At 64.8% G+C, this 26,592-nt stretch carries 19 protein-coding genes; 6 read left to right on the top strand and 13 right to left on the bottom strand.

What is annotated here, in order from left to right:
* Positions 1 to 35: 35 nt before the first annotated feature.
* Both GSQ92_RS21610 and GSQ92_RS21605 read left to right on the top strand, forming a co-directional pair.
* The gene (locus GSQ92_RS21610; protein WP_159013901.1) at positions 36 to 953 is read left to right on the top strand and encodes a LysR family transcriptional regulator; all 918 of its coding nucleotides are present in this window, start codon (positions 36 to 38) and stop codon (positions 951 to 953) included.
* Between the two features lie 222 nt (positions 954 to 1,175).
* Positions 1,176 to 1,370 carry a hypothetical protein gene (locus tag GSQ92_RS21605; RefSeq protein ID WP_159013900.1) on the top strand — a complete coding sequence of 65 codons (195 nt, stop codon included), beginning with the start codon at positions 1,176 to 1,178 and terminating at the stop codon, positions 1,368 to 1,370.
* Positions 1,371 to 2,264: 894 nt separating this feature from the next.
* Here GSQ92_RS21605 and GSQ92_RS21600 read toward each other — a convergent pair.
* Together GSQ92_RS21600 and GSQ92_RS21595 are read right to left on the bottom strand one after the other, a co-directional pair.
* Positions 2,265 to 12,521 (bottom strand): hypothetical protein, encoded by a 10,257-nt coding sequence (locus GSQ92_RS21600; protein ID WP_159013899.1) that lies wholly within the window; start codon positions 12,519 to 12,521, stop codon positions 2,265 to 2,267.
* A gap of 651 nt (positions 12,522 to 13,172) precedes the next feature.
* Positions 13,173 to 13,364, bottom strand: coding sequence for a hypothetical protein (locus tag GSQ92_RS21595; protein ID WP_158801866.1), 192 nt, complete (start codon positions 13,362 to 13,364; stop codon positions 13,173 to 13,175).
* A 206-nt stretch (positions 13,365 to 13,570) separates the two neighbouring features.
* Here GSQ92_RS21595 and GSQ92_RS21590 point away from each other — a divergent pair, with 206 nt between their 5' ends.
* On the top strand, positions 13,571 to 13,825 hold the full coding sequence (locus GSQ92_RS21590) for a DUF1902 domain-containing protein (protein ID WP_158801867.1): 255 nt from the start codon (positions 13,571 to 13,573) through the stop codon (positions 13,823 to 13,825).
* A gap of 20 nt (positions 13,826 to 13,845) precedes the next feature.
* Here the strand turns inward: GSQ92_RS21590 and GSQ92_RS21585 are convergent, their stop codons facing one another.
* The 5 genes from GSQ92_RS21585 to mdoH all read right to left on the bottom strand — a co-directional run bounded on the left by GSQ92_RS21585 (position 13,846) and on the right by mdoH (position 17,714).
* Positions 13,846 to 14,274 carry a hypothetical protein gene (locus GSQ92_RS21585; protein WP_158801868.1) on the bottom strand — a complete coding sequence of 143 codons (429 nt, stop codon included), beginning with the start codon at positions 14,272 to 14,274 and terminating at the stop codon, positions 13,846 to 13,848.
* A gap of 78 nt (positions 14,275 to 14,352) precedes the next feature.
* Positions 14,353 to 14,592 carry a hypothetical protein gene (locus GSQ92_RS21580; protein WP_158801869.1) on the bottom strand — a complete coding sequence of 80 codons (240 nt, stop codon included), beginning with the start codon at positions 14,590 to 14,592 and terminating at the stop codon, positions 14,353 to 14,355.
* 326 nt (positions 14,593 to 14,918) lie between these two features.
* Positions 14,919 to 15,302 carry a DUF427 domain-containing protein gene (locus tag GSQ92_RS21575; protein ID WP_158801870.1) on the bottom strand — a complete coding sequence of 128 codons (384 nt, stop codon included), beginning with the start codon at positions 15,300 to 15,302 and terminating at the stop codon, positions 14,919 to 14,921.
* 64 nt (positions 15,303 to 15,366) lie between these two features.
* The gene (locus GSQ92_RS21570) at positions 15,367 to 15,969 is read right to left on the bottom strand and encodes a TetR/AcrR family transcriptional regulator (protein ID WP_216849942.1); all 603 of its coding nucleotides are present in this window, start codon (positions 15,967 to 15,969) and stop codon (positions 15,367 to 15,369) included.
* 32 nt (positions 15,970 to 16,001) lie between these two features.
* A complete protein-coding gene (gene mdoH / locus GSQ92_RS21565; RefSeq protein WP_159013898.1) occupies positions 16,002 to 17,714 on the bottom strand; it encodes a glucans biosynthesis glucosyltransferase MdoH in 1,713 nt (570 codons plus the stop codon).
* 137 nt (positions 17,715 to 17,851) lie between these two features.
* Between mdoH and GSQ92_RS21560 the strand changes: the two genes are divergently transcribed.
* Genes GSQ92_RS21560 through GSQ92_RS21550 form a run of 3 tightly spaced genes read left to right on the top strand, consistent with a single transcriptional unit; the run spans position 17,852 to position 20,231 of the window.
* Complete coding sequence (locus GSQ92_RS21560) at positions 17,852 to 18,802, top strand: zinc-binding alcohol dehydrogenase (RefSeq protein ID WP_158801872.1); 951 nt, start codon at positions 17,852 to 17,854, stop codon at positions 18,800 to 18,802.
* Positions 18,803 to 18,805: 3 nt separating this feature from the next.
* Positions 18,806 to 19,210: a 6-carboxytetrahydropterin synthase gene (locus GSQ92_RS21555; protein ID WP_158801873.1), complete on the top strand. Its 405-nt coding sequence runs from the start codon at positions 18,806 to 18,808 to the stop codon at positions 19,208 to 19,210.
* Complete coding sequence (locus tag GSQ92_RS21550) at positions 19,197 to 20,231, top strand: glycosyltransferase family 4 protein (RefSeq protein WP_158801874.1); 1,035 nt, start codon at positions 19,197 to 19,199, stop codon at positions 20,229 to 20,231. Before GSQ92_RS21555 ends, GSQ92_RS21550 begins: the two co-directional genes overlap by 14 nt.
* Positions 20,232 to 20,235: 4 nt before the next feature.
* Here GSQ92_RS21550 and GSQ92_RS21545 read toward each other — a convergent pair whose 3' ends face one another.
* The 6 genes from GSQ92_RS21545 to GSQ92_RS21520 all read right to left on the bottom strand — a co-directional run bounded on the left by GSQ92_RS21545 (position 20,236) and on the right by GSQ92_RS21520 (position 26,571).
* Positions 20,236 to 20,976 carry a RibD family protein gene (locus GSQ92_RS21545; RefSeq protein ID WP_216849943.1) on the bottom strand — a complete coding sequence of 247 codons (741 nt, stop codon included), beginning with the start codon at positions 20,974 to 20,976 and terminating at the stop codon, positions 20,236 to 20,238.
* Between the two features lie 74 nt (positions 20,977 to 21,050).
* Entirely contained in the window at positions 21,051 to 22,088 is a 1,038-nt protein-coding gene (locus GSQ92_RS21540; RefSeq protein WP_158801876.1) for an ABC transporter ATP-binding protein, read from the bottom strand.
* Between the two features lie 15 nt (positions 22,089 to 22,103).
* Entirely contained in the window at positions 22,104 to 23,654 is a 1,551-nt protein-coding gene (locus tag GSQ92_RS21535; protein ID WP_158801877.1) for an iron ABC transporter permease, read from the bottom strand.
* A 19-nt stretch (positions 23,655 to 23,673) separates the two neighbouring features.
* Positions 23,674 to 24,717 carry an iron ABC transporter substrate-binding protein gene (locus GSQ92_RS21530; RefSeq protein WP_158801878.1) on the bottom strand — a complete coding sequence of 348 codons (1,044 nt, stop codon included), beginning with the start codon at positions 24,715 to 24,717 and terminating at the stop codon, positions 23,674 to 23,676.
* Positions 24,718 to 24,841: 124 nt separating this feature from the next.
* Positions 24,842 to 25,669 (bottom strand): carbohydrate ABC transporter permease, encoded by an 828-nt coding sequence (locus GSQ92_RS21525; protein WP_158801879.1) that lies wholly within the window; start codon positions 25,667 to 25,669, stop codon positions 24,842 to 24,844.
* Complete coding sequence (locus tag GSQ92_RS21520) at positions 25,666 to 26,571, bottom strand: carbohydrate ABC transporter permease (protein WP_158801880.1); 906 nt, start codon at positions 26,569 to 26,571, stop codon at positions 25,666 to 25,668. Before GSQ92_RS21520 ends, GSQ92_RS21525 begins: the two co-directional genes overlap by 4 nt.
* Between the last annotated feature and the right edge of the window lie 21 nt (positions 26,572 to 26,592).

Here is a 26,592-nt window from a genome sequence, read left to right as displayed (position 1 = left end):
GGAACTTCGGCAATGACGATTGAGTGGGAGACGCCGTGCGGTTCACGCTCAAGCAGATCGAATATTTCGTTGCCGCCGCTGAAACCGGCAGCATCACCCTGGCCGCGCAGCGCATCCCGATTTCACAGCCCTCCGTCTCCACGGCGGTTGCTGGGCTCGAGGAGCAATTTGGAATCCAGCTTTTCATCCGGCATCACGCCCAGGGTCTGTCGCTCACCACTGCGGGTCACCGCTTCCTCAAGGAGGCGCGGACGCTGCTGCGGCAGGCGGAAGAACTGGAAGCCGCGGCTGGCGAAATCTCGTCACGCGTCTCGGGGCCGCTGGCGATCGGCTGTCTCTCCACCCTCTACCCCCTCATGGTGCCCGAGCTGCTGCAATGCTTTCGCGCCGAACATGGGGCGGTGACCGTCGAGGCGGTGGCCGGAAACCAGATCGAGCTGTTCGAGGGGCTGCGGAATGGCCGGCTTTCCCTGGTGCTGACCTACAACCTCGACATTCCGGCCGACCTCGACTTCACGCCTCTGGCCGAACTGCCGCCCTTCGCCTTCGTCTCCGCGGACCATCGCTTCGCGGACCGCACGTCCGTGAGCCTCGGGGAGCTGGGTGGCGAAGGCTTCATCCTGCTCGACCTGCCGCTGAGCCGCGAGTACTTCCTCGGCCTTTTCGAGAAAGCGGGACTGACGCCGCGCATCATCGGCCGCTTCGCGCATATCGATGTGGTGCGGAGCCTGGTCGCGCGCGGCGAAGGGTTTGGACTTGCGAATGCGCAGCCGAAGAACCGCGCTTCGCTCGACGGGCTGCCGCTGGCCTATCTGGCGCTGGATGACGCGCCGCAGCCGCTGATCCACGGGATCGTCACTCTCAAGGGCTCACGCCGCACGCCGGCAATGCAGGCTTTCCTCGGTCTCTGCCACGACAAGCTGCACAACAAGAAGTTACCCGGAACCGTGTGACTTCCCGCGTTGCGGTCTAGACTGTGGTCGGGTGTCGCGCACCCGCCATAATCTTACGATGTACATTCGTTGCCGCGAAATCAGACCCAACCACGAGGAAGCCCATGGACGTCTCGGAAGGCAAGCCGGCGATCTATGCCGCCGCACAAACGCTCACGAATTTGGAGCGCTAGGAAAGACGATCAAGTCGGTACGCTCGGTCGTAGCGAGCCACAGGATATCGTGGCGGCAGCGGGACTTATCCGGCGCGGCGCGGTCCTTGCCTTAGGCATTCCGCTGGACCAGAAGGGGCCGCAGAATGGGTTGTTCGGTGGGCGGTGGGACCCGATCCATACGATGCTCGCGACCGGTGCCATGTTCTGGCGGAACGTTTCGACCAGGCGACAAACAATCTGCGATATTCTGATGACGCGCTGAACATGTCGATCCAGGCGGCAACGCATTGCGACAGCCTCGGTCACATCTTTCTCGATAATACGATGTACAACGGCTTCGAGGCACGCCATGTCGATAGCGGCGGCGATACCTGCATTCATCGGCTGCCCAGGCCCTTGGAGCCACTCGAAACCGTGACTGGTGGATGCGCCGTCCCCTCTTTTGCTCTCGTGCTTGTCGCGACGGCGATCTGCCGGAGACACGCGAAAAGAACCAACGACCTATGCCTGTTCAAGCGGCGTCACGCCGACCGGCGGCCGCATCCTTGCTGATGCCCTTCATATTCACGGCACAGATCGCGTCTTCTGTGTTCCATAGACGCTCTCGACATCTTCTACGATGTACCGGGAATCGATGTCGTCGTGGCGAAGCATCAAAGCGCCGCATTTATGCGCAGGAGTTATCGACCGCCGCGCAAGTGGGCGCGCCGATCATTGTCCTGATGGTCAGTAACGGACTCTCCGGCAAGAGCCGCATGCATCAGATCCGGCGCTTCCCAGGACGCCCGTCCGCCACCATGATCGAAGGGCCGGACATAGTCGCCTTCTCGGTCGCTTGGCACCTATGCCTAAGGGGTTCGGCCGGCGGCGGGTTGCGAAGCCGCTCTCGGGCGTGCTGTCGCTTATGGGCGCGTCGCACTTCTCGATCTGATCACCGACCGCGATCGGATCGCCCCGACTGTCCGGCCGGCCGACCAGTCCAACGGCAATATACGAGGGGTCATAGCGGGAGGGCTCGCGCGGGCGCGGCCAACTCGATCAGATCGCAGGTGCGTGCGATGACAGAGCAAGGCGCGCCCGCAATCTCCGGGGCGCGCCTTTGTACATCCAGGGCGGCACCGCTAAGGATGCCGCCCCGTGGGACAACCGGCTGTTATCACGTGTACAATGTGGAGTGGACACCGACCAAGGTGATGGTGGTGTTATCGCTCAAGGTCAGGACGTCGGATTTGCCCCAACCAGCGACATTCTCGACGGACTCACTTGCGACCGCGTGCCCGCCGTAGCCTGGATCGAAGAGCAGGGCATCGATACCGATCTTGAAGTTGATGATAGTCTCGCTGCCCCCAGCATGACCGTAGAGGAAGGCATAGAGGTCGGGGCCCGTGCCACCGATCACGATGGAGTCGCCTGAACCACCCACCACCATGTCGGCATTGTTATTGAGCCCGATGAAGGCCTGCCCTGATCCGGTGCGCATTTCCTCGGCGCCGGCGCCGGTGCCGCCTACCATTTCGATGGCGCCCGACCCGCCCGTGATCATCGTGTTACCGCTGCCCGCCGCCAAAGCGAGGGTAAAGCCACTGCCGCTGCCCCCGTTGAGCACGGTGGTGCCTGTCCCGAAACCACCCAGCATGAGATTCTGACCGCTGCCGCCCGTGAAGTCGGTAGCAGCGGCACCCGATCCACCGAACAAGATCATGTTCCCGGTACCGCCGCTGACCGACGCGGCGCCCTGCCCCCCAACGAAAGTGAGATCCCCGGAGCCGCCCGTGACGTCTACGTTCCCCGCTCCTCCGTGGATTGTGTCGGCGCCACTGCCGCCGAAGATCGTGTCCTGGCCTCCCGCTTGGACGAAGTCGTCGCCGCTTCCGAGGAACAGCGTGGTGCCCATCACATTGGGACCGTTATCCTGCAGGTAGAAGTCCGTGTCCTGCGTACCGGCAACCACGGTATCCCCGCTGTTGGTGTCCCAGACAGCTGTATAGCCAACAGGCACGATGGTTGAGGTCCCGCCGGTTATGATGAGCGTATCGGTGGTGCCGGTGGCCGGCGGTATTGCCCCGGAACCGTTAGCGATGAAGCTATTGGCACCAAGCCCCGCACCCGTGCCGAAGATTTGCGCGAAATCGCTAAGCGCCTGGCTGGACGCAGGAGAATTGAATCCGGCAAAGGTGAAGGTGGGCAACGCCGGGCCGCTGGTCGCCGTCGAACCGGTGCTCGGCGGCGCCGAGGCCTGCGGCGTACCGAGCAATACGCCGCCGTCGCCGTCGGACTGTTCGGAGACCGTCTCGCCCGCCGCCACGCCCGCCAGCGCTAGCACTGTGCTGCTGCCGCCCGCGGCTACGGTCAGGCTGCCATCTCCGACCTCAAGGGATGGACTGCCTCCGAAACCTCGAAGATCGATCGCGTTGCCGGCGGCCTGGTTCCAACCCTCGATTGTCGCGGCGGGGGCTGTCACGCCGTCGATCACCAAGCTGCCGCCGCTGCCAACGAAATCGATCGTGCCGGAAGCGATGGCCCCTTGCGCAAACTCGAGCACCCCGCCGCTGATCGTGGCATCGGAGATGGTGCCGCCACTGGCAACCGTCTCGGCTCCTTGGGCTCCGATCGTCTCCCCGGCCGCGGTGCCGCCTTGTTGCAGCAATTCGCTGCCGCCCGAGGCAATTGTCCCGCCGCTCGCCAATCCACCGCTCGCGACGGTCACACCACCGCTATCGACGGTGCCGATGGCGCTGCCACCCAGCTGCACCCACATCGAACCGCCCGGCGCCACGGTGACATTGCTCGCGACAACGCCGTTCGGAATGATGAGGGTGGCGCCTGACAAAACGGTACCGCCCGAAGCCGCCGCCCCTGAGGACAGGATCAGCGAAGCGCCGGACGCCAGACGAATATTCGCCGCCGAACCGCCGCTCTCGACGGTGACAGTCCCATCATCAACGGTGCCGCGCGCCGCAGCCCCGGAAAGCACCGCCAGCAAGCCGCCCGAAGCCACTTCGAGGTTACTGACAGCGACACCAGCATGAACGACAAGGGTGGCGCCTGATGCAACCGTTCCACCAGTTTCCTCCGCGCCGGAGGAAAGGACGAGGGTGCCATCAGACGTCAGGTTGGCATCCGAGGCCGAACCGCCCGCGTAGACGATCAGCGTGCCACCGCTGGTGATGGTCGTGTCGCCGGCGAGTCCGCCCGACAGGACAGTCTCGACGGCGCCGGCGGCGATGCTTCCCTCTCGTTCCGAGCCGCCAGCGCAAATGACGACGCTGCCGCTATCCGCGATTTCGCTGGCCCCGCCGTTCGACGACACCATCAGCGAACCGCCGGGCGCCACAACAACGCTGCTGGCGACGGCACCGCTCGGGACAGTCAGCGTCGCGCCCGACAGGATAGTCCCGCCGCTCTCGACCGCCCCACCCGCCAGATCCAACGAGCCACCCGAGGCCAAATCCGTCGCCAAAGACGTGCCGCCGTTGGCCACCGTGACACTGCCGCTGTCGAGGGTGCCCGCGGCGAGGCCGCCCGGGAGGATCACCAGCGTGCCGCCGGCCTCCACCGTGACGCTGGTCGCCAACGCGCCGCTGGAGATCGTCAGCGTCGCGCCCGACAGCACCGTGCCGCCGCTCTCCACCGCCCCCGAGGCAAGGTCCAGCTCGCCGCCCGGGGCCAGGGTGACATCCCCCGCCGTGCCGCCGCTCGCCACCGTCACGCTGCCGCCGTCGAGCGTGCCGGAGACGCTTCCGCCCGCCTGCAGCACAAGTGAGGCGCCAGCCGAGACGGTGGTCCCGCTCGCAAGCGCGCCGCTCGATATCGTCAAGGTGGCGCCCGAGCCGAGGGTGGCGCCGCTGGCGGTCGCCCCCGCCGCGAGCAATAGCGCGCCACCCGAGGCCAGCGTCGTGCCGGAGGCCAGGCCGCCGCTCGCCACGCTCAGACTGCCGCTGTCACAGATGATGTCGCCGCCGGCAACGCCACCCGCTTGCACGGTCTCCTCGCCGCCCGACGCGATGATGGCGCCTTGCTCCGATCCCCCCGCGCTCACCGTCACCCCGCCGCTATCGATGGTGCCCGAGGCACCGCCACCCGGCAGCACCTCCAGCGAGCCGCCCGCCGCCACGGCGGCGCCGCTGACCACCACGCCGCTGGAGACAGTGAGGATGGCACCCGACTGGATGATGCCGCCGCTCTCTATCGCCCCCGCATCCAGGGCGAGCGCGCCGCCCGAGGCCAGGCTCGGATCCTCGATCGTGCCGCCGCTCACCACGTTCTCGCTGCCGCCAGCGGCGATCGTGCCGCCCTGGTCGGTGCCGCCGGCCGAGACCGTCACCCCGCCGCTATCGATGGTATCCGAGGCACTCCCGCCGGGCAGCACCACGAGCGAGCCGCCGGCCGCCACCGTCATCCCGCTGACCGTCACCCCGCTCGAGACATACAGGGTGGCGCCGGACTGCACCGTGCCCCCACTCTCCACCGTCCCCGCATCGAGGATCAGCGAGCCGCCCGCCGACAAAATCGGATCGGATAGCGCCCCGCCGCCGCGGAGTTCCTCGGTGCCGCCGCTCAAAATGGTGTCGCCGCTCGCCGAAGCGTCATCGCCAATCGACAAAAACGCTCCGGACTCCAGCGCGCCGCCGCTCTCCACCGCCCCCAAGTCGAGTGTCAGCGCACCGCCCGCCGATAGCGTCTCGCCGAGCACCGCGCCCCCGGCGCCGACCCATTCGTCTCCGCCGTTCAGGATGTTGTCGCCGCTGGCCGTAGCGCCGCCTTCGATCTGGAGACTTCCCCCGGCCTCCACCGTGCCGCCACTCTCGGCTGAGCCGCCATCCACATCCAGCAGCCCGCCCGAGACATCCGCCTCCCGTACCGTGCCGCCACCCTCCGCCGTCTCGCTGCCTCCTAAGCCCAGGCTGTCGCCCACCGTCGTACCGCCGCCCTCCACCGTGACGCTGCCACCGTTAACGCTGCCCACGCCAACGCCGCCCGACAGCAGAACCATCGAAGCGCCTGACGCCAAGCCGACGCCGCTGACCGTCACGCCGCTGGAAACATAAAGGATGCCATCCGGCGCGATGGTGCCGCCGCTCTCCACCGCCCCCGCATCGAGGATCAGCGTGCCGCCCGAGGCCAGCAGCGGGTCATCCACGATGGCGCCGCTGCCGGCCTCCTCGCTGCCACCGCTCATGATCGCGTCCCCGGTGGCCGACACGCCGCTGCTGATGAACAGAGACGCCCCGGCTTCCACCGTGCCGAAGCTCTCGACCGCGCCGGCTGACAGAACCAGCGTGCCGCCCGACACATCCTCCTCTGTCGCCGTGCCGCCACTCGCCACCGTCTCGCTGCCGCCCGCGGCAAGGGTGTCACCCATCGTCACGCCGCCGCTGGCCACCATGATGCTGCCACTATCGATGGTGGCGTCGGCGCTGCCACCTGACAGCACCACCAGCAACCCAGCGGATGCCACGAAGAAGCTGTCCGCATCGGCGCCAGCGGATACCGTAAGTGTCGCGCCCGCCTGGATGGTGCCCGACTGATTGTCCGCGCCAGCCGCGAGGTCCAGCGACCCGCCAGAGGCCAGGATCAGGCCGTCGATCTCGCCGCCGCTCGCCACCGTCTCTCCGCCACCGGCGGCGATCGTGCCGTCCTGATCCCAGCCACCGGCCGAGACCGTCACAGTCCCGCTATCGATGGTATCCGAGGCACTGCCGCCCGGCAGCAAAACCAGCAAGCCGCCCGCCGCCACCGTCACATCGCTGACCGTAGCACCGCTCGCGACATAGAGGATGGCGCCTGACTCGACGGTGCCGCCGCTTTCCACCGCCCCCGCATCGATGGTCAGCGTGCCGCCCGAGGACAAATTCGGATCGGCCAGCGTGCCGCCACCATTTACCTCCTCGCTACCGCCGCTCAGGATGGTGTCGCTGGTGGCGGAGGCATCCCCTTCGATCAGGAGGCTCGCCCCCGCTTCCAAAGTGCCGCCGCTCTCCACCGCGCCGCCCGATAGATCCAGCGTAGCGCCCGAGCTTACTTCCGCCGCCAGCGAAGTGCCGCCGCTCTCCACCGTCTCGCCGCCACCCGAGGCCAAGTTGTCGCCGACCACCGTGCCGCCGCTCTCGACCGTGACACTACCGTTGTCGACGGTCTCCACGCCGCTGCCCCCCGTCAGCACGACCATCGTACCGCCCGACTCTACAAAGACACCGCTAGAGACGATTCCGCTCGATACGAAGATCGTGCCACCCGAGGTCACATCGACGATCTCGGTGCCGCCCGAGAGAACGTCTACAGCGGGGGTGCTGCCACCCGGGAGCAGGATCAGTGTGCCGCCAGAGGAGACGGTGACGTCGCTCGCGGTTACACCGTCAGAAATATAGAGGGTCGCGCCGGACTCGACAGTGCCGCCGTTCTCCATCGCCCCAGCATCGAGAGTCAGCGAGCCACCCGCCGACAAATCCGGGCCGACGAGCGTACCGCCTTCGCTGATCTCCTCGCTACCGCCGCTCAAGATCGTGTCGCCGCTGGCCGACACGCCGTTGCCGACCAGCAGAGATGCCCCGGCTTGCACCGTGCCACCGCTCTCCACCGCACCGGAAAGGAGGCTCAGCATGCCGCCAGAAACTAGGTCCGGCGCAAGAAACGTGCCGCCCGCGACAACGCAGATGCTACCGCTGTCGATGGTGCCGGACGCATCCCCGCCGGAGAGCACGACCATGGAGCCGCCAGATTCCACGGTATCGCTGCTCGCGAAAGCGCCATTCGATAGCCTGAGCGTAGCGCCGGACAATACCGTGCCGCCGCTTTCCATCGCACCTGAAGCGAGTAGCAGGTCACCGCTCGCCGACAGCGAAAGGCCGCGCGCCATGCCGCCGCCGTCGAGGATCAAGGTACCGCCGCTGCCTAGCGCCGCGCCAGTGACGGAGCCACCCGACGAGACATGTTCCGTTCCGCCACCACTTATATCGGCGCCGCTATCCCCCGCGCCGGCCCCGACGAGCACAAGGCCATCGATGTCATTCCCCAGCGCATAGCCGCCCGGAACCAGTGTCAGCGTAGCGCCCGCGGCGATATTCAGATTGTGGACCGTGGTCCCGCTCGATACAGCGAGCACCGCCCCCGAATCCAGCGTATCACCGCGACCCACGGCACCCGGCAGAAGGTTGAGCAGACCGCCGGAAAGCAAAATTCCCGAATGCTCCGTGCCGCCGCTGGAAACGAGGACGGTGGCGCCAGCAACGATCGTGTCGCTGGATACGTCACCGCCGCGGCTGACGATAATAGTGCCGCTATCGATGGCGCGGGCGGCGTGACCGCCCGCTAGCACGACCATCGTGCCACCCGACTCAACCAAGACGCCGGTGGAGGTGACTCCACTCGACACGTAAATGGTAGTGCCCGATGCCACCTCGAAGATTTCGGTGCCACCGGAATTGACATTGATACCGGGAACGCTGCCGCCTGAGAACAGGATTAGGCTGCCGCCGGAAGCCACGTTGATGTTGCTGGCGGTGACACCGCTCGAAACCGCGAGAGTGGCACCCGACTCCACTGTCCCACCGCTTGTCACCGCACCGGCGGCCAAGCTTAGCACGCCGCCAGAAAACAGGTTCGCGGCGAGCACGGTTGCGCCCGCGGCGACGCTGACGCTGCCGTCATCTATGATGCCGGAGACGCCGCCGCTGGGGAGGATGACGAGAGAACCGCCCGTTGCCACGGTGAAACCGCTGATGGCAATGCCGCTGGAGATGTAGAGGATGGCACCGGACTCGACCGTATCGCCGCTTTCGGCGGCTCCCGCGGCCAAAGTCAAAATGCCGCCGGAAAACAGGTTGGCGGCAAACTCGGTCGCGCCCGAGGCGACGCTGACGCTGCCACTGTCGACCGTGCCCGAGGCGCCGCCGCCAGGCAGAATGACTAGAGAACCACCGGCCTCGACCGTGACGCCGGTCGCCAGGGCGCCGCTCGATATGGTGAGTGTGGCCCCGGGCAGCACGGTTCCGCCGCTCTCCGCGGCACCGGAGGCGATCGTGAGAAGGCCGCCTGAGGCAAGCGTAATGCCCCCCGCCGTGCCGCCCGCGGCGATGCTGACAGTGCCGCTGTCGACGATGTTGAGGGCGCTACCGCCGGACTGCAAGATCAGTGAGCCACTGGCCGCAACCGTGAGGCTGCCTCCGGCCTGGGCGCCGCTCGACACGGTCAGAGTAGCGCCGGCAAAGACCGAGCCGCCGCTTTCCATCGCACCCGCAGCCAGGTTCAGCTGGCCGCCCGCAGATAGCCTTTCGTCGAGCGCGGTACCGCTGCTATCGACGGTCAGGGTTCCGCCGCTACTCACGACTCCGTCGACGGTTAAGCCTCCGGACAATACATGGGTGGTTCCTCCGCTCGATATGCGTTCATTGGTTCGCTCAGATCCGCCCGAACTGATGAGAACGAGACCACCATTGGAGTCAAAGTCGCCATAGCCTCCCTGGAGCAAGGCCAGCGTCCCGCCGGCGGACACGACGGTGTGACTGGCTACGCCGCCGCTTGATATAGCGAGCGTGGCCCCGGAGAGGATCGTGCCACTCAATTCCACGCCGCCGGATACCGAAAGAGTGGCACCAGAGGCGACGGTATCTTTGGCGTCCACGCCGCCGCTGCTGACCACGACGCTGCCGCTATCCGTGGTGCCGGCGGCACTGCCGCCCGACAGCACGACCATCGAGCCACCAGACTCTACAATGATGCCGCTGGAAGTAATTCCACTCGATACGATGATGGTGGCACCGGACAGAACGGTGCCGCCGACGGAGATCACGACAGCCCCCGTCTGGGAGGAAAGCGCGGGGTCGCTGCCACCAGATGATACAATCATGGTGCCGCCGGAGACCACGGTCACGCCGCTCGCAGTAACCCCGCTGGCGATGGAGAGGGTGGCGCCCGACAAGACGGTGCCGCCGCTTTCGACCGCGCCATGCTTCAAGGTCAGTACACCGCCCGAAGACAGCCTCCCACCGAGCTCCGTCCCGCCGCTCGAGACGAGCAGAGTGGCGCCAGAGGTGATCGCATCACCTGAGTCCACGCCACCACTGCTGACCACGACGGTACCGCTATCGGTGGCGCCTGTTGCGCTGCCACCCAAGAGGAGAGTCAGGCTGCCGCTGGAGGCCACGGTTACGCCGCTCGCGGTGACGCCGCTGGAGATCGTGAGGGTAGCGCCGGACAAGACGGTGCCACCGCTCTCTGCCGCGCCCGGCTTCAGGCTTAGCACGCCGCCCGAAGACAGGCTCGCACCGAGCTCCGTCCCGCCGCTCGAGACGAGCAGGGTGGCGCCAGAGGTGATCGCATCACCCGAGTCCACGCCACCACTGCTGACAACGACCGTGCCGCTATCGGAGACGCCTGTCGCGCTGCCACCCGACAGCACGATCAGCAAACCGCCGGCCTCGACCGTGACGCCGGTCGCGACGGCACCGCTCGATATGGTGAGCGTAGCGCCGGACAACACAGTGCCGCCGCTTTCCGCGGCACCGGAGGCGATGTTGAGCACACCGCCCGAGGCCAGCGTGACATCGCCCGCCGTGCCACCGGCGGAGACGGTGATGATACCGCTGTCTGCGGTGTGGAGGGCGCTGCCGCCGGATCGTAGGAGCATTAAGCCCCCGGTCGCGACCGTGATGCCGCTCGCCTGGACGCCGCTCGATATGCTGAGCGTGGCACCTGACCCGATGGTGCCACCGCTTTCGGCCGCACCCGCCGCGAGTTGCAGGTTAGCGCCCGCTAGGAGAAAAGGATTGGTCACCGTACCGCCGGTGTCGACAGTCAGCATGCCGCCGCTGTGGATATCGGCGAAATCGGCAACGCCCCCCGAAGCGACGTGTTCGGTTCCACCGCCCGACAATGCGAAGTCTTCGTCGAGACCGCCCGAGCTCACGACAACGAGACCGAGGTTACTTTCGCCGAGCGCGTAGCCGCCCGATAAAAGGGTCAGTATCGCGCCGGCAGCGACAGTCACGCCGTGTAAGGTGGCGCCACTCGATACGGTCAGGCTCGCGCCGGACAGGATTGTGCCCGAGCTTTCGATTGCGCCCGCGGCGAGCTGTAGGTCGCCGCCCGCCGAAAGGGTTAAGTCGTACACTGTACCGCCGCTATCGACGATCAGGGTCCCGCCGCTGCTCACCACCCCATCGGAAACCGAGCCGCCCGACAACACATGCTGAGTCCCGCCACTCAATACATATACCTCTTCGGTCCGCGCACCCGCGCTGACGAGAATGAGGCCAGCATCCTGGTCACTACTTCCGTCGTACCCGCCCGCCATAAGGGCGAGCGTTCCGCCGGCGGAGATATTCATGCTGAAAGTGACCGCACCGCTCGATACGGTGAGAGTGGCCCCGGACAGCACGGTGCCATTCTCCTCCAAGGCGCCAGAGGAGAGGGTGATCAGGCCGCCCGAGGATAATTGCGCGAGATGCTCCGTCGCTCCGCTCGAAACGAGAAGGGTGGCGCCCGCAGCGACGGTATCGCTGAAGGCCTTACCGCCGCCACTGAGCACGACGGTGCCGCTATCGGTGGTGCTGGTCGCACTGCCGCCCGACAGCACAACCATCAAGCCGCCGGACTCCACGACGACGCCGGTGGAGGTAACTCCGTTCGAAACGAAGATGGTATTGCCTGATGTGACTGTGTTGGTACTGCTGCTGGTCAGCGATATCCCAATGCCGATGTAGCCCGGATCGCTCCCGCCCTGATACAGGACCAGTGTGCCTCCGAGGGTCGTTGTAGCCGAAGGGGCTGATGCGCCACTCGAAACGTAAATTACACCCGCGATGGATGCGGTTGCACTGCTTGCCACCGCGCCATCATCGACGCCCAATGTGCCCAGAAGCTGCACGAAAGTATCGAGCGCGAAGCCACCGGATAGAACGGTCTCCGCGCCGCCCTCAATAGTGTCGTGGGTCTCCGTTCCTCCTGAGCCAACGATAAGACTACCGCCAGGAGTCACCACGGAGCTTAGTGCCAGACCGCCGCCGCTGACGATGACGGTGCCGCCATCCCCGGTTCCGACAGCGCTCCCGCCCGAGAGCAGGATCAGCGTCCCGCCCGAAGCCACGTCGATGCCGCTGGCAGTGACGCCGCTGGAGATAACGAGCGTGGCGCCGGACGAGACTATGCCGCCGCTTTCGACCGCGCCGGGCTTCAGGTTGAGCACGCCGCCCGAGGACAAATTCGCGCCAAGCTCCGTGCCCCCGCTGGAGACGAGGAGGGTGGCGCCGGCGGCGATGGCATCGCCAGAGTCGATGCCACCGCCGCTGACCACCACGGTGCCGCTATCGGTCGTATTGATGGCGGTTCCGCCGGGTAGCACAAACATCGTGTGGCCGCTTTGAAGTGCGACGCCGCTGGAGGTGATTCCACTCGAAACGAATATGGATGCGGTCAAAGAACTGAACCTTCTATAGGGATTTGCTGAGATCGAGGACTTGTTGAAATCGTGACGTGAGCTGCGCTAAGTGCGAGTATGGTGGCGCGCAGCCTCCGATTCGCATGGCAGTCTGATGGCTCCTGTTGGACGCGAGACGGAGGCGTAAGCCGCTGACGCCCAGGCTTCAGGCAGGGTGGATTGAATTCTTCCTAGCTCAATAAAGATTTTTCAGATTTCATTGGTTATTCATAAAGATTCTTTTTTACTGCGCGGATTGATGATTAATACCTGCTAAAACTCCACTTGATCGTAAGCGTTCTCCGTTGAGTGACATGCCAGACTGCGCCCCCAACAGTACAGCCTTATTTCGGCCTATGCGGGCGCGCTGAGATGAGAGGAACATCGGCGACGACTGGCTAAGAACGTAAATCGATGCTGTGTCGTAATCATTAACACCGGGCAATTTCCGGATTTAATGAGCCGCTACGCCGCTAGGCTTGAATAAGCCCACGACAAAGGGCTGATCCGCAGGATCAAGGGCGCACTCATTTAGAAATGGTGACGGACACAAGCGGGCGCGGCTCCGCGCGGCCCAGACATCATTCTTCTGCCGATTGTCCCCGGCAAGCCCGGTCGCAGCTAGAGGCGTGGGCTTTCAGTGACCTAAAGTCACCAGGCTACTGCCACGAGCGACGGATCGGCTTGAGCCATGACGCGATCTGCCTCCGCGCTTTCGTCCCAGCCGGCCAGCCAGGCGGCCCAGGCGGGCGTCCAGGGCTTGTACGGATTGGCATTCCGTACCGTTCCGGAACCGCGCGCGGTCAGTCCCTCCAGGAAATAAGCCACCTGCCTATGCAGCATCGCCAGCACCTCTGGATCTCACGAGCGACGCACGTGATAGGCGAGTTTCTTAACAAACTCCATCGAAATACACGCGAGGAGCGAGTCTCGCTGCCTAAACCCTCGGCTCCCGTGGTGTTGAGTTGCGAGGACATAGCTTCGGGCGTTTTCTATCTCTACGGCGGGGGAGCCCGGGAAGAAAGCTCTCCGGCTTTGGAGGAACGAGAATGAAGACCTACCGGGTCGAGGCGCATTGGGACGACGAGGATGGCGTCTGGTGGGCTGAGAGCAAGGAGATGCGCGGCCTTGTCGCTGAGGCGGCGACGGTCGAGCTGCTGTCTCAGGTGCTGCAGGATCTTGTTCCGGGACCCATCAGCCTGAATCTACCGGCGGCCCCGTCGGCCGAGCGTTTTCGGTTCCATGAACGCCGGCGGGCCGAGACCGATCAAGCGCGGGAAAGCGTGGCGACCATCCGGCGGTAGCCCGGAGGCAACGGCCGTCGTCAGCCGGGGTTGCAGCGGCGGTGGCTAGCGGGAAAGTCGGAGCATTCAAGACCGCGGGAATCCCACAGGAACTGGATGGCATCCTCCTGGCGGGGCCCACCCACATAGGCCTGGATAACCGCGACCCGACCGTCTGGACCGAAGGTGAAGGTAACGTCGATCGTGCGCCTCGTCTGGCCGTCGAGGGTATTGCTTAAGAATTCCAGACTGTCGCCGGTGGCCATGCCGGCTGCGGACATTGCTGACTGCACCTGATGGCGTGTCGCGCCGCGCAGGGACAAGAGCGACCGCTCGGTCGGTACTCTGCGAGACGCGGAGAGGCTCGCGGCGTCATTGCCGGTGTTCCAGCTTGTCACAAGGATCGCGGCGCTCATCGATGCGAGCAAGACCACAACCGCGACGAGCCCACTCGTCCTCCCGAGGTCCATGACATCCCTTTATTCCGATGTCAGCGCCGCACTTCAGAAACGGCGACAGAGGGCCGGATTTTGGAATGGCGCGCGCCACTAATCTTCTTCGTTGTCCTGAATAAACCTCACGCAGATCGATACTGACGGATCCTGGCGGCTGGAAGGGGCGACTGGCAATGCGATCGGATGGTGCTCCACGTACAGCACTACCAGGAAGCCTGCGGAGCCACGAATGGTGCCGACGACAATTCGATCGCCGGGTACCGGGAGTGTTTCGAAACGGAACGTCCCATAGTTCGAGACATCCTCTTCCCCATGAAGCAACGCATCAATCATCCCGGACCTCCCGGGCTGGGGTTGTTATCCTGGCTGCTGGAACGCGAACTCGCAGGTGTTATTTTCTTGGCGCAACAAGCTAAGACGATCGGCTGGCGCGAAAACACGGCCTCACAAGCTAAACGGCCGCGAGACGCTCCTCGGACGCCCGTTCAGGCGGCGACGATGCACATAGGACGACGGGTGAAGTCAATGCCCAGTTAGTACTACGCACCGACGGTGATGGACGGCCCTCCGTCTCACGCTTTGCGCAAAGCTGGGCGCAAAGCGTGGAAGCGCGGCGCTAGTGGGTCGCGTTGCGCCCTGCGGCGCGAAGTTCCAATCGTTCAGCCTGCTGTACGCTCTTCGATGGAATCGACCCGGTCGGGGTAAAAAGCGACGTGATCCTTGATCGCGGCAACCGCCGCATAAGGCGACTCGTAGGTCCAGACCGCATTGACCGATCGTTCTCCGCCATGCGGGATGCTGTAATACGCGCTGTCACCCTTGTAAGGACAGTATGTGTCATGCTGCGTGCGTGCCAGCAGCGCCATTTCGACATCCTTGCGCGGAATGTATTGGACCGCGGGATAGGATGCCTCACGCAAGGTCAGCGCCGCCCGCGTATCCGCAACGACACGTCCGGCGACAGAAACAATGACGCGAGACGGATTTGCTTCAATTGTGATGGGATGATCGGGTCCAGGTATTTTGATCGGTTTTTCGGCCATGAGTGCAATTCCTTCGTTGAGACTTTGATTTTGGCCAGGCTTCCGCTTGGTGAGCGGCGTCTCCTCAGCGCAAGATCATTGAAAAAAGTACGTGCTCCAGCCGCTGCAAGGGAACCAGGCTGCGCTGTGCCTTTGCCAAAAGAGTAGCGCCTTGCAAGGACGCCACGATGAAGCCCGCGACCTCATCACAGTCGATATCCGCCGACACCTCGCCGGCTTTGACTGCCGCCCTGAGACAATCCGCCACCGACTGCTCGACTTCGGCGAATATCTCCGTCAATCTTTGACGGATGAGCTCACTATGCTCACTCGTTTCGGCGCTGAGATTCCCCAACAAGCAACCGTTGCGTATGGCTTCTGGGGCAAAATGAGTCTTGCTGACATCGAAATAGGCCCGGAGCCGCTGAAGCGGCTGCAACGTCTCGTTCCCAAGCGTTTCGTCAATAGCGCGGCGGTTGTTAGCAAAATACAGCTCGAGAATCTCAAGCCCAAAGGCCTCTTTCGAGGCAAAGTGATTGGTGAAAGACCCCTGCGGCACGCCGGCGGCTTGGACGATGTCACGTACGCTCGCACCGCCAAAGCCACGCTCATGCACCACGCGAAGGCCTTGGGTGAGTATCTTGTCCCGGTTCGAGGGCTTGCGCATCAGGCTAATATGGCCGTCCATATTGATTTGTCAACGTCTCGTCCCGCCGGAAGCTAGGCTTCCTTGACCTTCCCGTGCCAGCTTTCGGCCCTGGCGGAGGTTCCCACCACCTGCTCATGCTCCTTTTCGCCGGGCACGGCACAAAGCCCGACCCGCATCATCCAACGCCCGAGCCTCGGCCAAGCAGTCACGCAGGCGAAGGGAACGGCAAGTAAGGAGCCGGCCAGCGTGGGAAGAGCCCAGGGCAGGGAACCCGGCGATACGCGCCAAAGCGCCGCACCGAAACAGAAACCGAGCAGCAGTTGCGGCCACAGGCCGCGGGCGGCCTCTCCGAACGGGAGGCTCTGGCCTTCGCGCTGCTGCGCCTCCCAAATGATCCGCTGGCCGAACAGCAGCCCGACAATGAAGCGCGTTTGGGCCACCATCATCACGGGGCCGATCATCAGGGTGAACAGGGCATCCGTCATAGCACCAGCGAGCAAACGTGGTGCGCCGCCCCAGCGACGACGCTCCGCCGGACGCATCATAACCTGGAGCACGCCCAGGAGACGTGGCGCGAAACCGAGGGTGAGCATGCCGAAATACATCCCGAAGGCGAGACTGCCGGGGACATGGCCGCGACTGCCGGAGAGGCCGTGGAGAACGCCCGCCGTCAGCATCAGCACCGAAGCGGGCGCCCCAAGATACATGGCGATGGCATTGCAGAGCTGAAACCGGCCCATCGGGAGAAGGCCGGGCCGGCCGACCAGCCGGAGATACTGCAAATTCCCCTGGCACCAGCGGAGATCCCGGCTGATGAAGTCCGGCAAACGCGGAGGGTTTTCCTCCCAACTGCCGAACTCTTCGGCGATGACACGCACCTCCATTCCGGCCGCCCGCATCAGCGTCGCCTCAACCTGATCGTGGCTTAGAAGGTGGCCACCGAGCAGCTGACGCTCCGGCGAAACGGGCAACTCGCAATAGGAGACGAGCGGCCTCAGGCGGATGAGCGCATTGTGGCCCCAATACGGACCGCTCGACCCCTGCCACCAGGCAATCCCCGTGGTGTGCGTGCGCATTCCGTGACGCATGCCGAATTGAAAGATACGAGCGAAAGGGCTCGCGGCTGGGCGCCCGGTCACGAGCGTTTGCAGAATGCCGAGACGGGGGTTGGCCTGCATCACGCGAACCAGCCGCAGAATCGCCGCCGCCGACATCAGGCTGTCAGCATCCAGCACCAGCATGAAATCGACACGGCCCAGAGCGGCGCAGGCGAAATCACGCAGATTGCCTGCTTTGAACCCGGTATTGGCGGGCCGGCGACGATAAAACACGCCATCCTGCGAACCGAAGACAGCAGCCTCCGCCGCGCAGATCTCTGGTTGATTACTGTCACTCAGAACGTGGAACTCAAAATGCTCCGCCTCGCCGGTTGCTCTGAGGTCCTCGCGCATCGTTGCGAGCCGGCTGGCCACGCGTGACACGTCCTCGTGTCGGATCGCGATGCAGATCGCGGTGAGTCGCTCGATCGGCGCGCCTGGTGGGGTCTCGCGCAGGGCGTCGTTCGTGTATGCGGCGGGGTCGCGTGCGCAGCACAGAATGACGAAACCGATGACCGAATTCCAGAAGGCCAGAAGTGTCCAGGGAAGTGCGATCAGGAACAGCACAAGCACGGCCACGCCTGCCACGGACCATCCCGTGGCATAGTTGATATAGCCCATCACGACGCCGAGCCCGCACCAGCTTGCGAGATTGAGCGCGATCACAAGCTTGCGCCGTGCGCGCAACCGCCTATCCTCGGCAATCGATGGTCTTATGTAAGCCACACTAAGATCGTCCACTAAAGTCTCCGTCATAGCCGTCGTAAACAAACGGACCGAATGTGATCCCCATCGAACCCCAGCCGCTCCCGCGAGCCCTATGGATGTCGGGACCGGGCCGCGCGGAAATTCGCACGCAAGCGATTGGAGATTTGGCCGCCGGGCAAGTGAGCGTTCGGGCTCTTCAAAGCGGGATAAGCCGCGGCACGGAGGCGCTCGTTTTCGGGGGCAAAGTGCCCGAGAGCGAATGGGCGCGGATGCGCTGTCCGTATCAGGAGGGCGACTTTCCGTTCCCGGTGAAATACGGCTATGCCATGGTGGGTCAGGTCGAAGGTGGATCCGTTGCTCTTCAGGGTCGGCGAGTATTTTGTCTCTTCCCGCATCAGACTCGCTTCTTGCTGCCGGAGAATGCCGCGATCGTCTTGCCGGATGATGTACCAATTCACCGCGCTGTCTTGGCGGGTCAGATCGAAACCGCGCTCAACGCGAATTGGGACGCCGCGCCGCGGATCGGCGATCGGATCGCGGTCGTTGGCGGCGGGACAATCGGCTGCCTGGTCGCGTGGCTCTGCGCCCGGATTCCTCGGGCGCGTGTCACTTTGATAGATCCCAACCCCATGCGCGCGGAAGTGGCCAAGACGCTTGGATGTGGCTTCGCTGCCCCGGGAGATGCTGAGGGCGACTGCGACCTGGTGTTCCACGCTTCCGGCACTGGCGAGGGACTCGCCCTTGCAGTCTCGCTGGCCGGATTTGAGGCTGAAATCATCGAATTGAGTTGGTACGGAACGCAGCCGGTCACCATCGCGCTTGGGGGCGCCTTCCATAGTCAGCGCTTGACCCTGCGTAGTTCGCAGGTCGGTGCCGTGGCCCCGGCGCGTCGCGCGCGTTGGAGCCATAAGCGGCGGCTGACCCTGGCGCTGTGCCTCGCCGCCGACCCATGTCTGGACGTGCTCGTCGAGAAAGTGACAAGATTCGATCGCCTTGCCGAGGCATTGCCCGAGATTCTTGGTAAGCCCGGCGCCTTGTTCCATCGTGTATCGTATGAGTTGGAGTGAAAGATGTTCGCCGTCGAAGTACGTGACCACATCATGATCGCCCATAGCCTGCCCGGAGAGGTTTTCGGTCCGGCGCAGAAACTTCATGGCGCGACCTTCATCGTCGATGTCGCGTTTTTCCGCGAGACACTTTCGCCCGACAATATTGTCGTCGATATCGGCCGCGCGCTCGACGCGCTGCGCAAGGCACTGGCGCCGTTGAACTACGCCAATCTTGACGAAGACCCGGCGCTGCGCGGTCAGGTGACCACCACGGAATTCCTCGCGCGCACGATCTTCGATCGCATGGCGCAGGCGCGGCGCGATGGCTGGCTCGGTCCTCATGCGGAGGGCGTGAGCCGGATACGCGTAACGCTCAGCGAATCGCATGTCGCGCGGGCCTGGTACGAGGCGGATGTCGATTCCTGAAGTCGGCTTCGCGATCCCAGGAGACATCGACACCCGCACCGGGGGCTACGGCTATGATCGCCGGCTGATCGTCGGGCTGCGAGCGCAGGGGTTCGCCATCCGCCATCTCGCGTGGCCTGACGGTTTTCCCTCACCGGATGGTACGGCGCTGGCGGCGGCGGCGCGTTCACTGGCATCGCAGCCAGACGGTCGCATCGTCATCGTCGATGGACTCGCCTTCGGCGCGATACCGGAACTCGCTGCCGAGGAAGGCGAACGCCTGCGATTTGTCGCACTCGTCCATCATCCGCTCGTCTTGGAAACGAATGCACCGCGGGGTCTCCACGCGGCCGAGCGGGAAGCTTTGCGCCACACGCGCGCTGTCATCGTCACGAGCAAAGCCACCGCCGAGACGCTACGCCGCGAATATGATGTGCCGATGGGCCACCTCCTTGTAGCACCGCCTGGAACCGACGCGGCGCCGCTCGCACCGCGCCACGGCAGGCCGCCACATCTGCTGTCTCTCGGCGCCGTTACACCGCGGAAGGGGCATGACATTCTCGTGGCGGCATTGGCCCGCATCGCGGATCTGCCTTGGCGCTGCACGATCGCGGGGAGCCTGGACCGCGATATGGATGCTGTTCGCAAACTGCGCGCGCAGATCGAGGCGGTTGGTCTCGGCGGACGGGTGGTGTTGCAAGGTGAAGTGGACGACGTTGGGCCACTCTTCGCAAGCGCGGACCTCTTTGTTCTCGCCAGCCGCCACGAAGGATTTGGCATGGCATATGCGGAGGCTCTGGCACGCGGCTTGCCGATCGTCGGTACGCTCGCCGGCGCCATCCCCGATGTCGTTCCGCGCGAGGCCGGAGCGCTTGTGCCGCCCGGTGATCCGGCCGCCCTCGGCGCTGCGCTACGGCATCTGCTGTCGGACCGCGAGGCGCGGGAAACGGCCGCAAGTGCGTCCCGCCGCGCTGGCGGACAGCTACCGCGATGGGGGGATACGATCGATAGCGTCGCATCGCTCCTCCGCCGTCTGTCCTGACGCCTCACGTGAAGTCGAGGTCGAACAGCACGTCGTCGCCGATCCGATGCGTGCGACAGCGGGGCCGCCTCGCCTCGGCCATATGCGCGATCGGCGGCAGACAGAGACCCGTAGGCCCCGAGCCGATGAGGACGGGGGAGACGCAAACATGCAGCCGATGAAGCGCGCCCGCCGCGACAAAGGCGGAAACAGTGCGGCCCCCGCCTTCAATCAACAGGCGCCGGAGCCCGCGGGCCGCCAAGGCCGCCACCAAAGCATGCGCTTCGATGCGACCGTTCACGGATGGGAGGGCAAGCGCCGTTACGCGCGAGGGCCGGTCTAACGCGCAGGCCTGAACCGCGATGCAATCAACACCATCCTCGGCCAGTATTCGCGCATCTGCGGGTAGACGGCCGTTGGGATCGATGACGACACGAACCGGACTTGGTCCCTCACAGTGACGCACGGTCAATTGGGGGTCGTCCTTGAGCACAGTGCCGATGCCGACCACCACGGCGTCAACCATCGCCCTGAGACGATGCAGGTGAGCGATAGCCTCGCCCCCGCCAATCGTGCGGGAGTGACCGGTGGGTGTCGCGATGCGGCCGTCCAGCGACTGCCCCAACTGGCCAAGAACGAAGGTTCCTCGTGCCTCGGCGATGGGGGCATAGAGCGGCCAAAGGTCGCTCCATTTATCCTGCCGGGCGCTGCTTGCATGCGATGTCGTGGAATGGGACCGAGGCCGCCAATCCGTTATTTCGTCCATCCCAAGCCTCGCTTTCATCCCCTAGAACACGCCGCTGCTTCGATCTATTCGATCCGGCGCTTGTTAGATGAGGATTAACGCGAAACGGGGTAGACGATCACATCTCCTTCGACATGGAGGCCAACCAGGTCGCCCACCGAGGGGCTCACATGCCCTGGCACCAGGGCGGTGACGGCCGTCTGTAGCCCTTCCAGCGCTAACATCACGCTGCAGTCGTGACCGTAATAAGTCACTGATTCGACGGTCGCAGGATGGCCCGTATCCGGACCGCTCAGGCGAATTTGCTCCGGGCGGATGAGGACCTCGGCCGCACCGGGCCGACAAGGGCGTGTCAGCGACAGGGTCCCGAGGAAGCAACTCACATGTTCCCTGGCCACTACTCCCGGCAGCAGCACGGTCTCGCCCAGAAAGCGCGCGAGGGCGACATCGACCGGGTTGCGATAGAGCGCCTTCGGATTGTCCATCTGGACGAGCGCGCCATCCCTCAGCACAGCCACCTCATCGCCCATTGAGAGCGCTTCGGCCTGGTCATGGGTGACGAGCAGCGCTGTGGAGCCGGAGGCGATAAGGGCCTGTGCGACGGCTTGCCGGGTCTCGATGCGAAGTGCCGCGTCGAGTGCGGAGAATGGCTCGTCCAGCAGGATGAGCGGCGGCGACGGCGCCAGCGCCCGCGCGAGTGCGACGCGTTGCTGCTCGCCGCCGGAGAGTTGGTGCGGCAGGCGGTCGGCATAGGATGGCGGCAGGCCGACCATCGTCAGCAGTTCCGTCACCCGGGCACGCGCTCGACGTTGCCTTCGAGGCAATCCGAAGGTGATGTTGTCGGCAACGGCCAGATGGGGGAACAGCGCGCCTTCCTGAGCGACGTAGCCGACATGCCGCTGCTCCGGGCGAAGGTGCAGCCCAGGGCCGGACACCCGGACCCCCGCGATGGTGATGCTGCCCGCATCGGCGCGATCGAAGCCGCAGATGAGGCGGAGAAGCGTGGTCTTGCCGCTGCCGGACGATCCCAGGATTGCGACCAGCCGCCGCGAGTCCACCGATAGCGTCAGGTCGCGCAGCACGGCACCCGATCCGAAGGACTTGGTCAGCCCTTCAAGCCGCAGCTCAGCCATGTCGCACGTCTTCCCTCACGGCAGGTGGGCCGCGCCGAAGCGTCGGGCGAGAACCCAGGCGGAAAGAAGGGAGAGCGCTGCCATCAACGCGGCGTAAGGCGCGGCGGCGGCGAAAGCCAGTGTCGTGGTGTTGGCCCAGACCTGAACCGCTAGCGTGCGCGTGCCGATCGGCGCCATCAGGAGGGTCGCCGTCAACTCGGTCACCACAGAGACGAAGACCATGGCCGCCGCGGCACCCAGGCCCGGCGCCGCCAGCGGCAGCAGTACCCGCAAGGAGGTCGCGAACCATCCGAGACCAGCGGCCCGGCTCGCCTCCTCCAAGCCGCGCTGTACCTGCCCGAATGCGGCGCGCACGCTGACCAGAGCCAGCGGCAGGAACAGGATGGCATAGACGATCATGAGCAACGCTGCGGATTGATAGAGCGGCCGCAGCAGGGTGATCGTCAGCGACACCATCGAAAGCGCGACCACGATGCCGGGCAGACCCTGAGCCAGATAAGCGGTGCGTTCCAGCAGCGCGATAAGCCGCCCGTCATATCGCGTGGCAAGAAAGCCAAGCGGCAGTGCCAGCGCCATCGCGATCGCCGTACCGCCAAGCGCAAGCCTCACCGAGGACCAGGTCGCACTCGCCAACGCGGGTAGATTGACCGCCGCGACCGAGGTCGCAGCGGAGTTATGTTGCGTGCACCAATAGAGAATCATGCCGAGTGGCGCTCCAAGTGTTACCAGAGCCAGAACGGCGAAACCGGCCAGAACCGGCAACCGAAACCAGCCGAGGGCGACAGGCGGCGTACGGCGTGCCGCTCCTCGCGCGACACGGCCATAGCGGGCATTCCCCCTCGCCCATTGCTCGCCCGCCAAACACAGCAGGCACAACAGGATGAGCACCATGCCGAACAAGGCGGCTTCGGAGCTGTCGTAGCTTGTGCGGTAGATGGCGAAGATCTCGGTCGTGAAGGTACGGAAGCGGAGAAGCGCGAAGGCGCCGAACTCGGTCAGTGTGTTCAAGGCCACCAGCAGGATGCCGCCGAGCAACGCGGGACGTAGCTGCGGCAACACGACCCTCGCGAAGCTCCGCCAGGGACCGAGGCCTAGACCGCGTGCCGTCTCCTCAAGCGCAGGGTCCATGCCGCGCAGGGCGGCGGCGACCGGCAGATAGATGAGGGGGAAGTAGGAACAGCTCACCACGAGCAGGGCGCCGCCGAAATCCTGCAGCGCCGGGCTCATGGAGACCCAGGCGAAGCTGGCGATGAAGGATGGGATCGCCAGCGGCACTACCGCCAGCACCGCCCAAAGGCGCCGGCCAGGCAGATCCGTCCGCTCGATGAACCATGCGGCGGCAGTCGCGACGATAGTCGTCACCACCGCCGTCGCCGCGATCAGCCCAAGCGTGTTGAGCAGCAATTCACCGACCAGTGGGCGGAACAGCAGGGAGGCGGCATCCGCCGGGCCGACCCCCGCCGCCAGACCGGCCGTCCAGGCTATGGGGATCAGAACCAGAAGCCCCGCAACCGTCGCCGCCGCGACCAGGGCAGCGGGCGGGCGGCGCGTGGATGTCCAGCTCATCCGCGAGCCGATTGGGGACTCAGATCAAGCCTGCCTCGCGCAGCAGCTTCGCCGCTGGCTGGTCATCCCCAAGCTTGGTCAGGGAGATCGCGGGCGGCTGAAGGTCGGCACGAGGCTTCATCAGCGAGTTCACGGCCACGCCGGCGGCTAGCGGGTACTCGAAGTCGACATCGGATTGCGCCAGCATCGTCTGGGTCGGCTTGGCGACCAGGAAGGCAAGGAACCTCTGCGCCGCTTCCTTGTTCTTGGACGACGCGAGGATGCCCGCGCCCGAGATATTCACCAGCGCTCCCGCATCGCCATTGGTGAAGTGATAGACCTTCGCATGCGTCTTTGCAGCGCCCTGCTCGGTCAGAAGGCGAGCCCAATAGTAGCTGTTGATGATCCCCGTTGCGACCGAGCCGCGATCGACGGCGGCGACCACGCCCTCATCGTCATCGAAGATCTGCGCATTTGCCTTGAGCCCCTTGAGCCAGGCGAGTGTCGCATCGTGCCCCTTCTCGGCCAGCACGGCGCTGACCAGCGGCAGGAAGTCGCTGTCGCTGGGGGCGATGGCGATCTTGCCCTTCCATTCCGGTTTGACGAGATCCAGCATCGACACCGGCAATGCGTCTTCCTTAATCAGCGCTGGGTTGAAGGTCAGCACGTTCTCGCGTGCCAGCACGCCAACCCAATCACCGCTCGGCGCGCTGTCCTCGCGCGGCACGGCCGCCAGCGTGCCCGCATCGACTGGCGCCAGCAGCCCTTTCTCGTCCAGCAACACGAGTTCCGGGGAGTTCTCCGTCATGAAAATGTCGGCCGGGGAAGAAGCACCCTCCTGCACGAGCTGGTTGGCGATGTCCGGCCCCTCGCCCTCATGGGCCTTTACCTTGATCCCGGTCTCCTTCGTGAAGGCGTCGGTCAGCATGTCGATGACCTGCTCATGCTGCGCCGAATAGAGAATGAGGGCCGGCGCGTCCGCGGCCTGGGCTGTGTTCATGACGGCCGGCACGCCCAGCAACGCCGCGAGGGCGGCAAGCACGGGCAACTGCGCATAGTGGTTGCGGCGGAAACTGGGGGACATAGGAGACGGCTCCTGGCGACTGCGTGCGTGGGCATAATTGCGAACGCCTCTCAATTGCAGTCGATAGGGCGTGGCTGAGCCGCGGTCAATCACTCGAAAGGTTTCAGACTGGCTGGCTCGCCTGTCAGTGGACGCCGCGGATCAAGCCGGCGACCAGGAAGCGATTCAGAACGAGTGCCACAAGGATGATGGGGATGGTGCTGATATGGGCCATGGCGCCCAAGGTGCCCCAGCTGCTGGTGGTCGGGCCGCCAAAGGCCGTCAGCAACGCGACCGAGAGCGGACGCGTCTCGGCGCGAGTGAGGAAGGCCGGATTGAGGTAATCGTTCCAGGCGAACATCATGCAGAGCAGCGCAGAGGCTACGACGGAGGTGCGGACAAGCGGCAGCGCCACGCGCCAGAAGGCGCCAAAGCCGCCGCACCCATCGACGATGGCCGCATCCTCGATCTCGGTCGGGACCGTGCGGAAGGCGGTGTACATCATCCAGGCCACGAAAGCCGTGCTGAGCGTGGCGTTCATCAAGATCACCGCCCACCAGGTCCCGAGCAGATGGATTTGCCGCATGAAAAGGTAAAACGGGATGAGTGTGACAACGGTGGGAACGCCACGGATCGCGAGAAACACATAGGCGAGGATAATGGCGCCGCGATGCCGCGCGCGGGCCAATGCGTAACCGCAAGGGATGCCCAGCAGCAGCGAGAGCAGCGTCGATCCGGCGCTGATCACCGCGCTGCCGAGTGTCAGTTTCGCCAAATCGAATTGCTGCGCGATGATGACGAAGTTCGCGAGACCTGGAACGAACCACGGTAGCGGCGGCGTGGATTGTATTGCCCTCGAAGGCTCGTAGGCGGTCAAGGCGAGCCACAGCACAGGTGCCAGAAAAACGACCAGCGCAATTATCACCGCGGAGCGCTGGGCGACCAACGTGGGGCGGGAAAGGCGGCGGCTCATGCCTGGTTCATCCGCCGGTCCAGCGAACGCAGGGTCACAATGAGCAGCGCCACCATCAAGACGATGCACAGGGTCATCAGGATGGAAATGGCTGAGCCATAGCCGATATCGAAGAAGGTCAGTCCTTCTTTGGCGGCGAGGAGCATCAGAAGGTTTGTGCTGTCGCCGGGGCCTCCGGCTGTCGCGGCGAAAACGATGTCGTAGGTTCTGAAAACGTCGGTGAAACGCAGCGCGAGCACAAGGAACAGGGACGGCAGCAGCATCGGCAGGATGATGCGCGTGAGACGCCTGGTGCCACCCGCGCCGTCGATTTCGGCCGCGTCGAGGATATCCGCGGGCAGCGCCTTCAGCGCCGCCAGCAGGATCAGCGCCACCAGCGGCGTCCACTCCCAGACATCGATCCCCATCATCGTCGCCAGCGCCGTATGGGTGTCGCCAAGCAGACCTTGCGGCGGCGCGAGACCGGCTTGCAGAAGCCAATAGCCGATCAGTCCGAAGCTGGGATCGAGCAGCGCCCTGAAGATGAGCCCGACAACGATTGGCGTGACGGTGATCGGCACCAGCATCAAAGTGGTGGCAAATCGGTTGAAGGCGCTGTCCCGCCACAGCAGCAGCGCGAGGCAAAGCCCGCAAACCAATTCGGCCGCGACGCATCCCACGGTGAAGATTATCGTCACCACAAGGGACCGGCGAACGGTGGGATCGGTGAGAGCGTCGGTATAATTTCGCAAGCCGACGAAATGGTGGATCCACGGCTGCATCAGGTTCATCTGAAACAGGCTGAACCCCATGCCGCGCAGGATGGGGTAAAGCGCGAAAACCGCGACATGGATCGCGGCTGGCGCCGCCATCAGACATAGGAAGATCGATCGCCGCTGAAGCGGCGTCAGGCGGAAGCTCATGCTCGGCAATACCCCGTCGAA

Origin of the sequence: Acidisoma sp. S159, from assembly GCF_009766125.1 — a bacterium.
Classification (GTDB): domain Bacteria; phylum Pseudomonadota; class Alphaproteobacteria; order Acetobacterales; family Acetobacteraceae; genus Acidisoma.
Note: the sequence above shows the minus strand (reverse complement) of the source record. Positions and strands in the feature narration are given on the sequence as shown.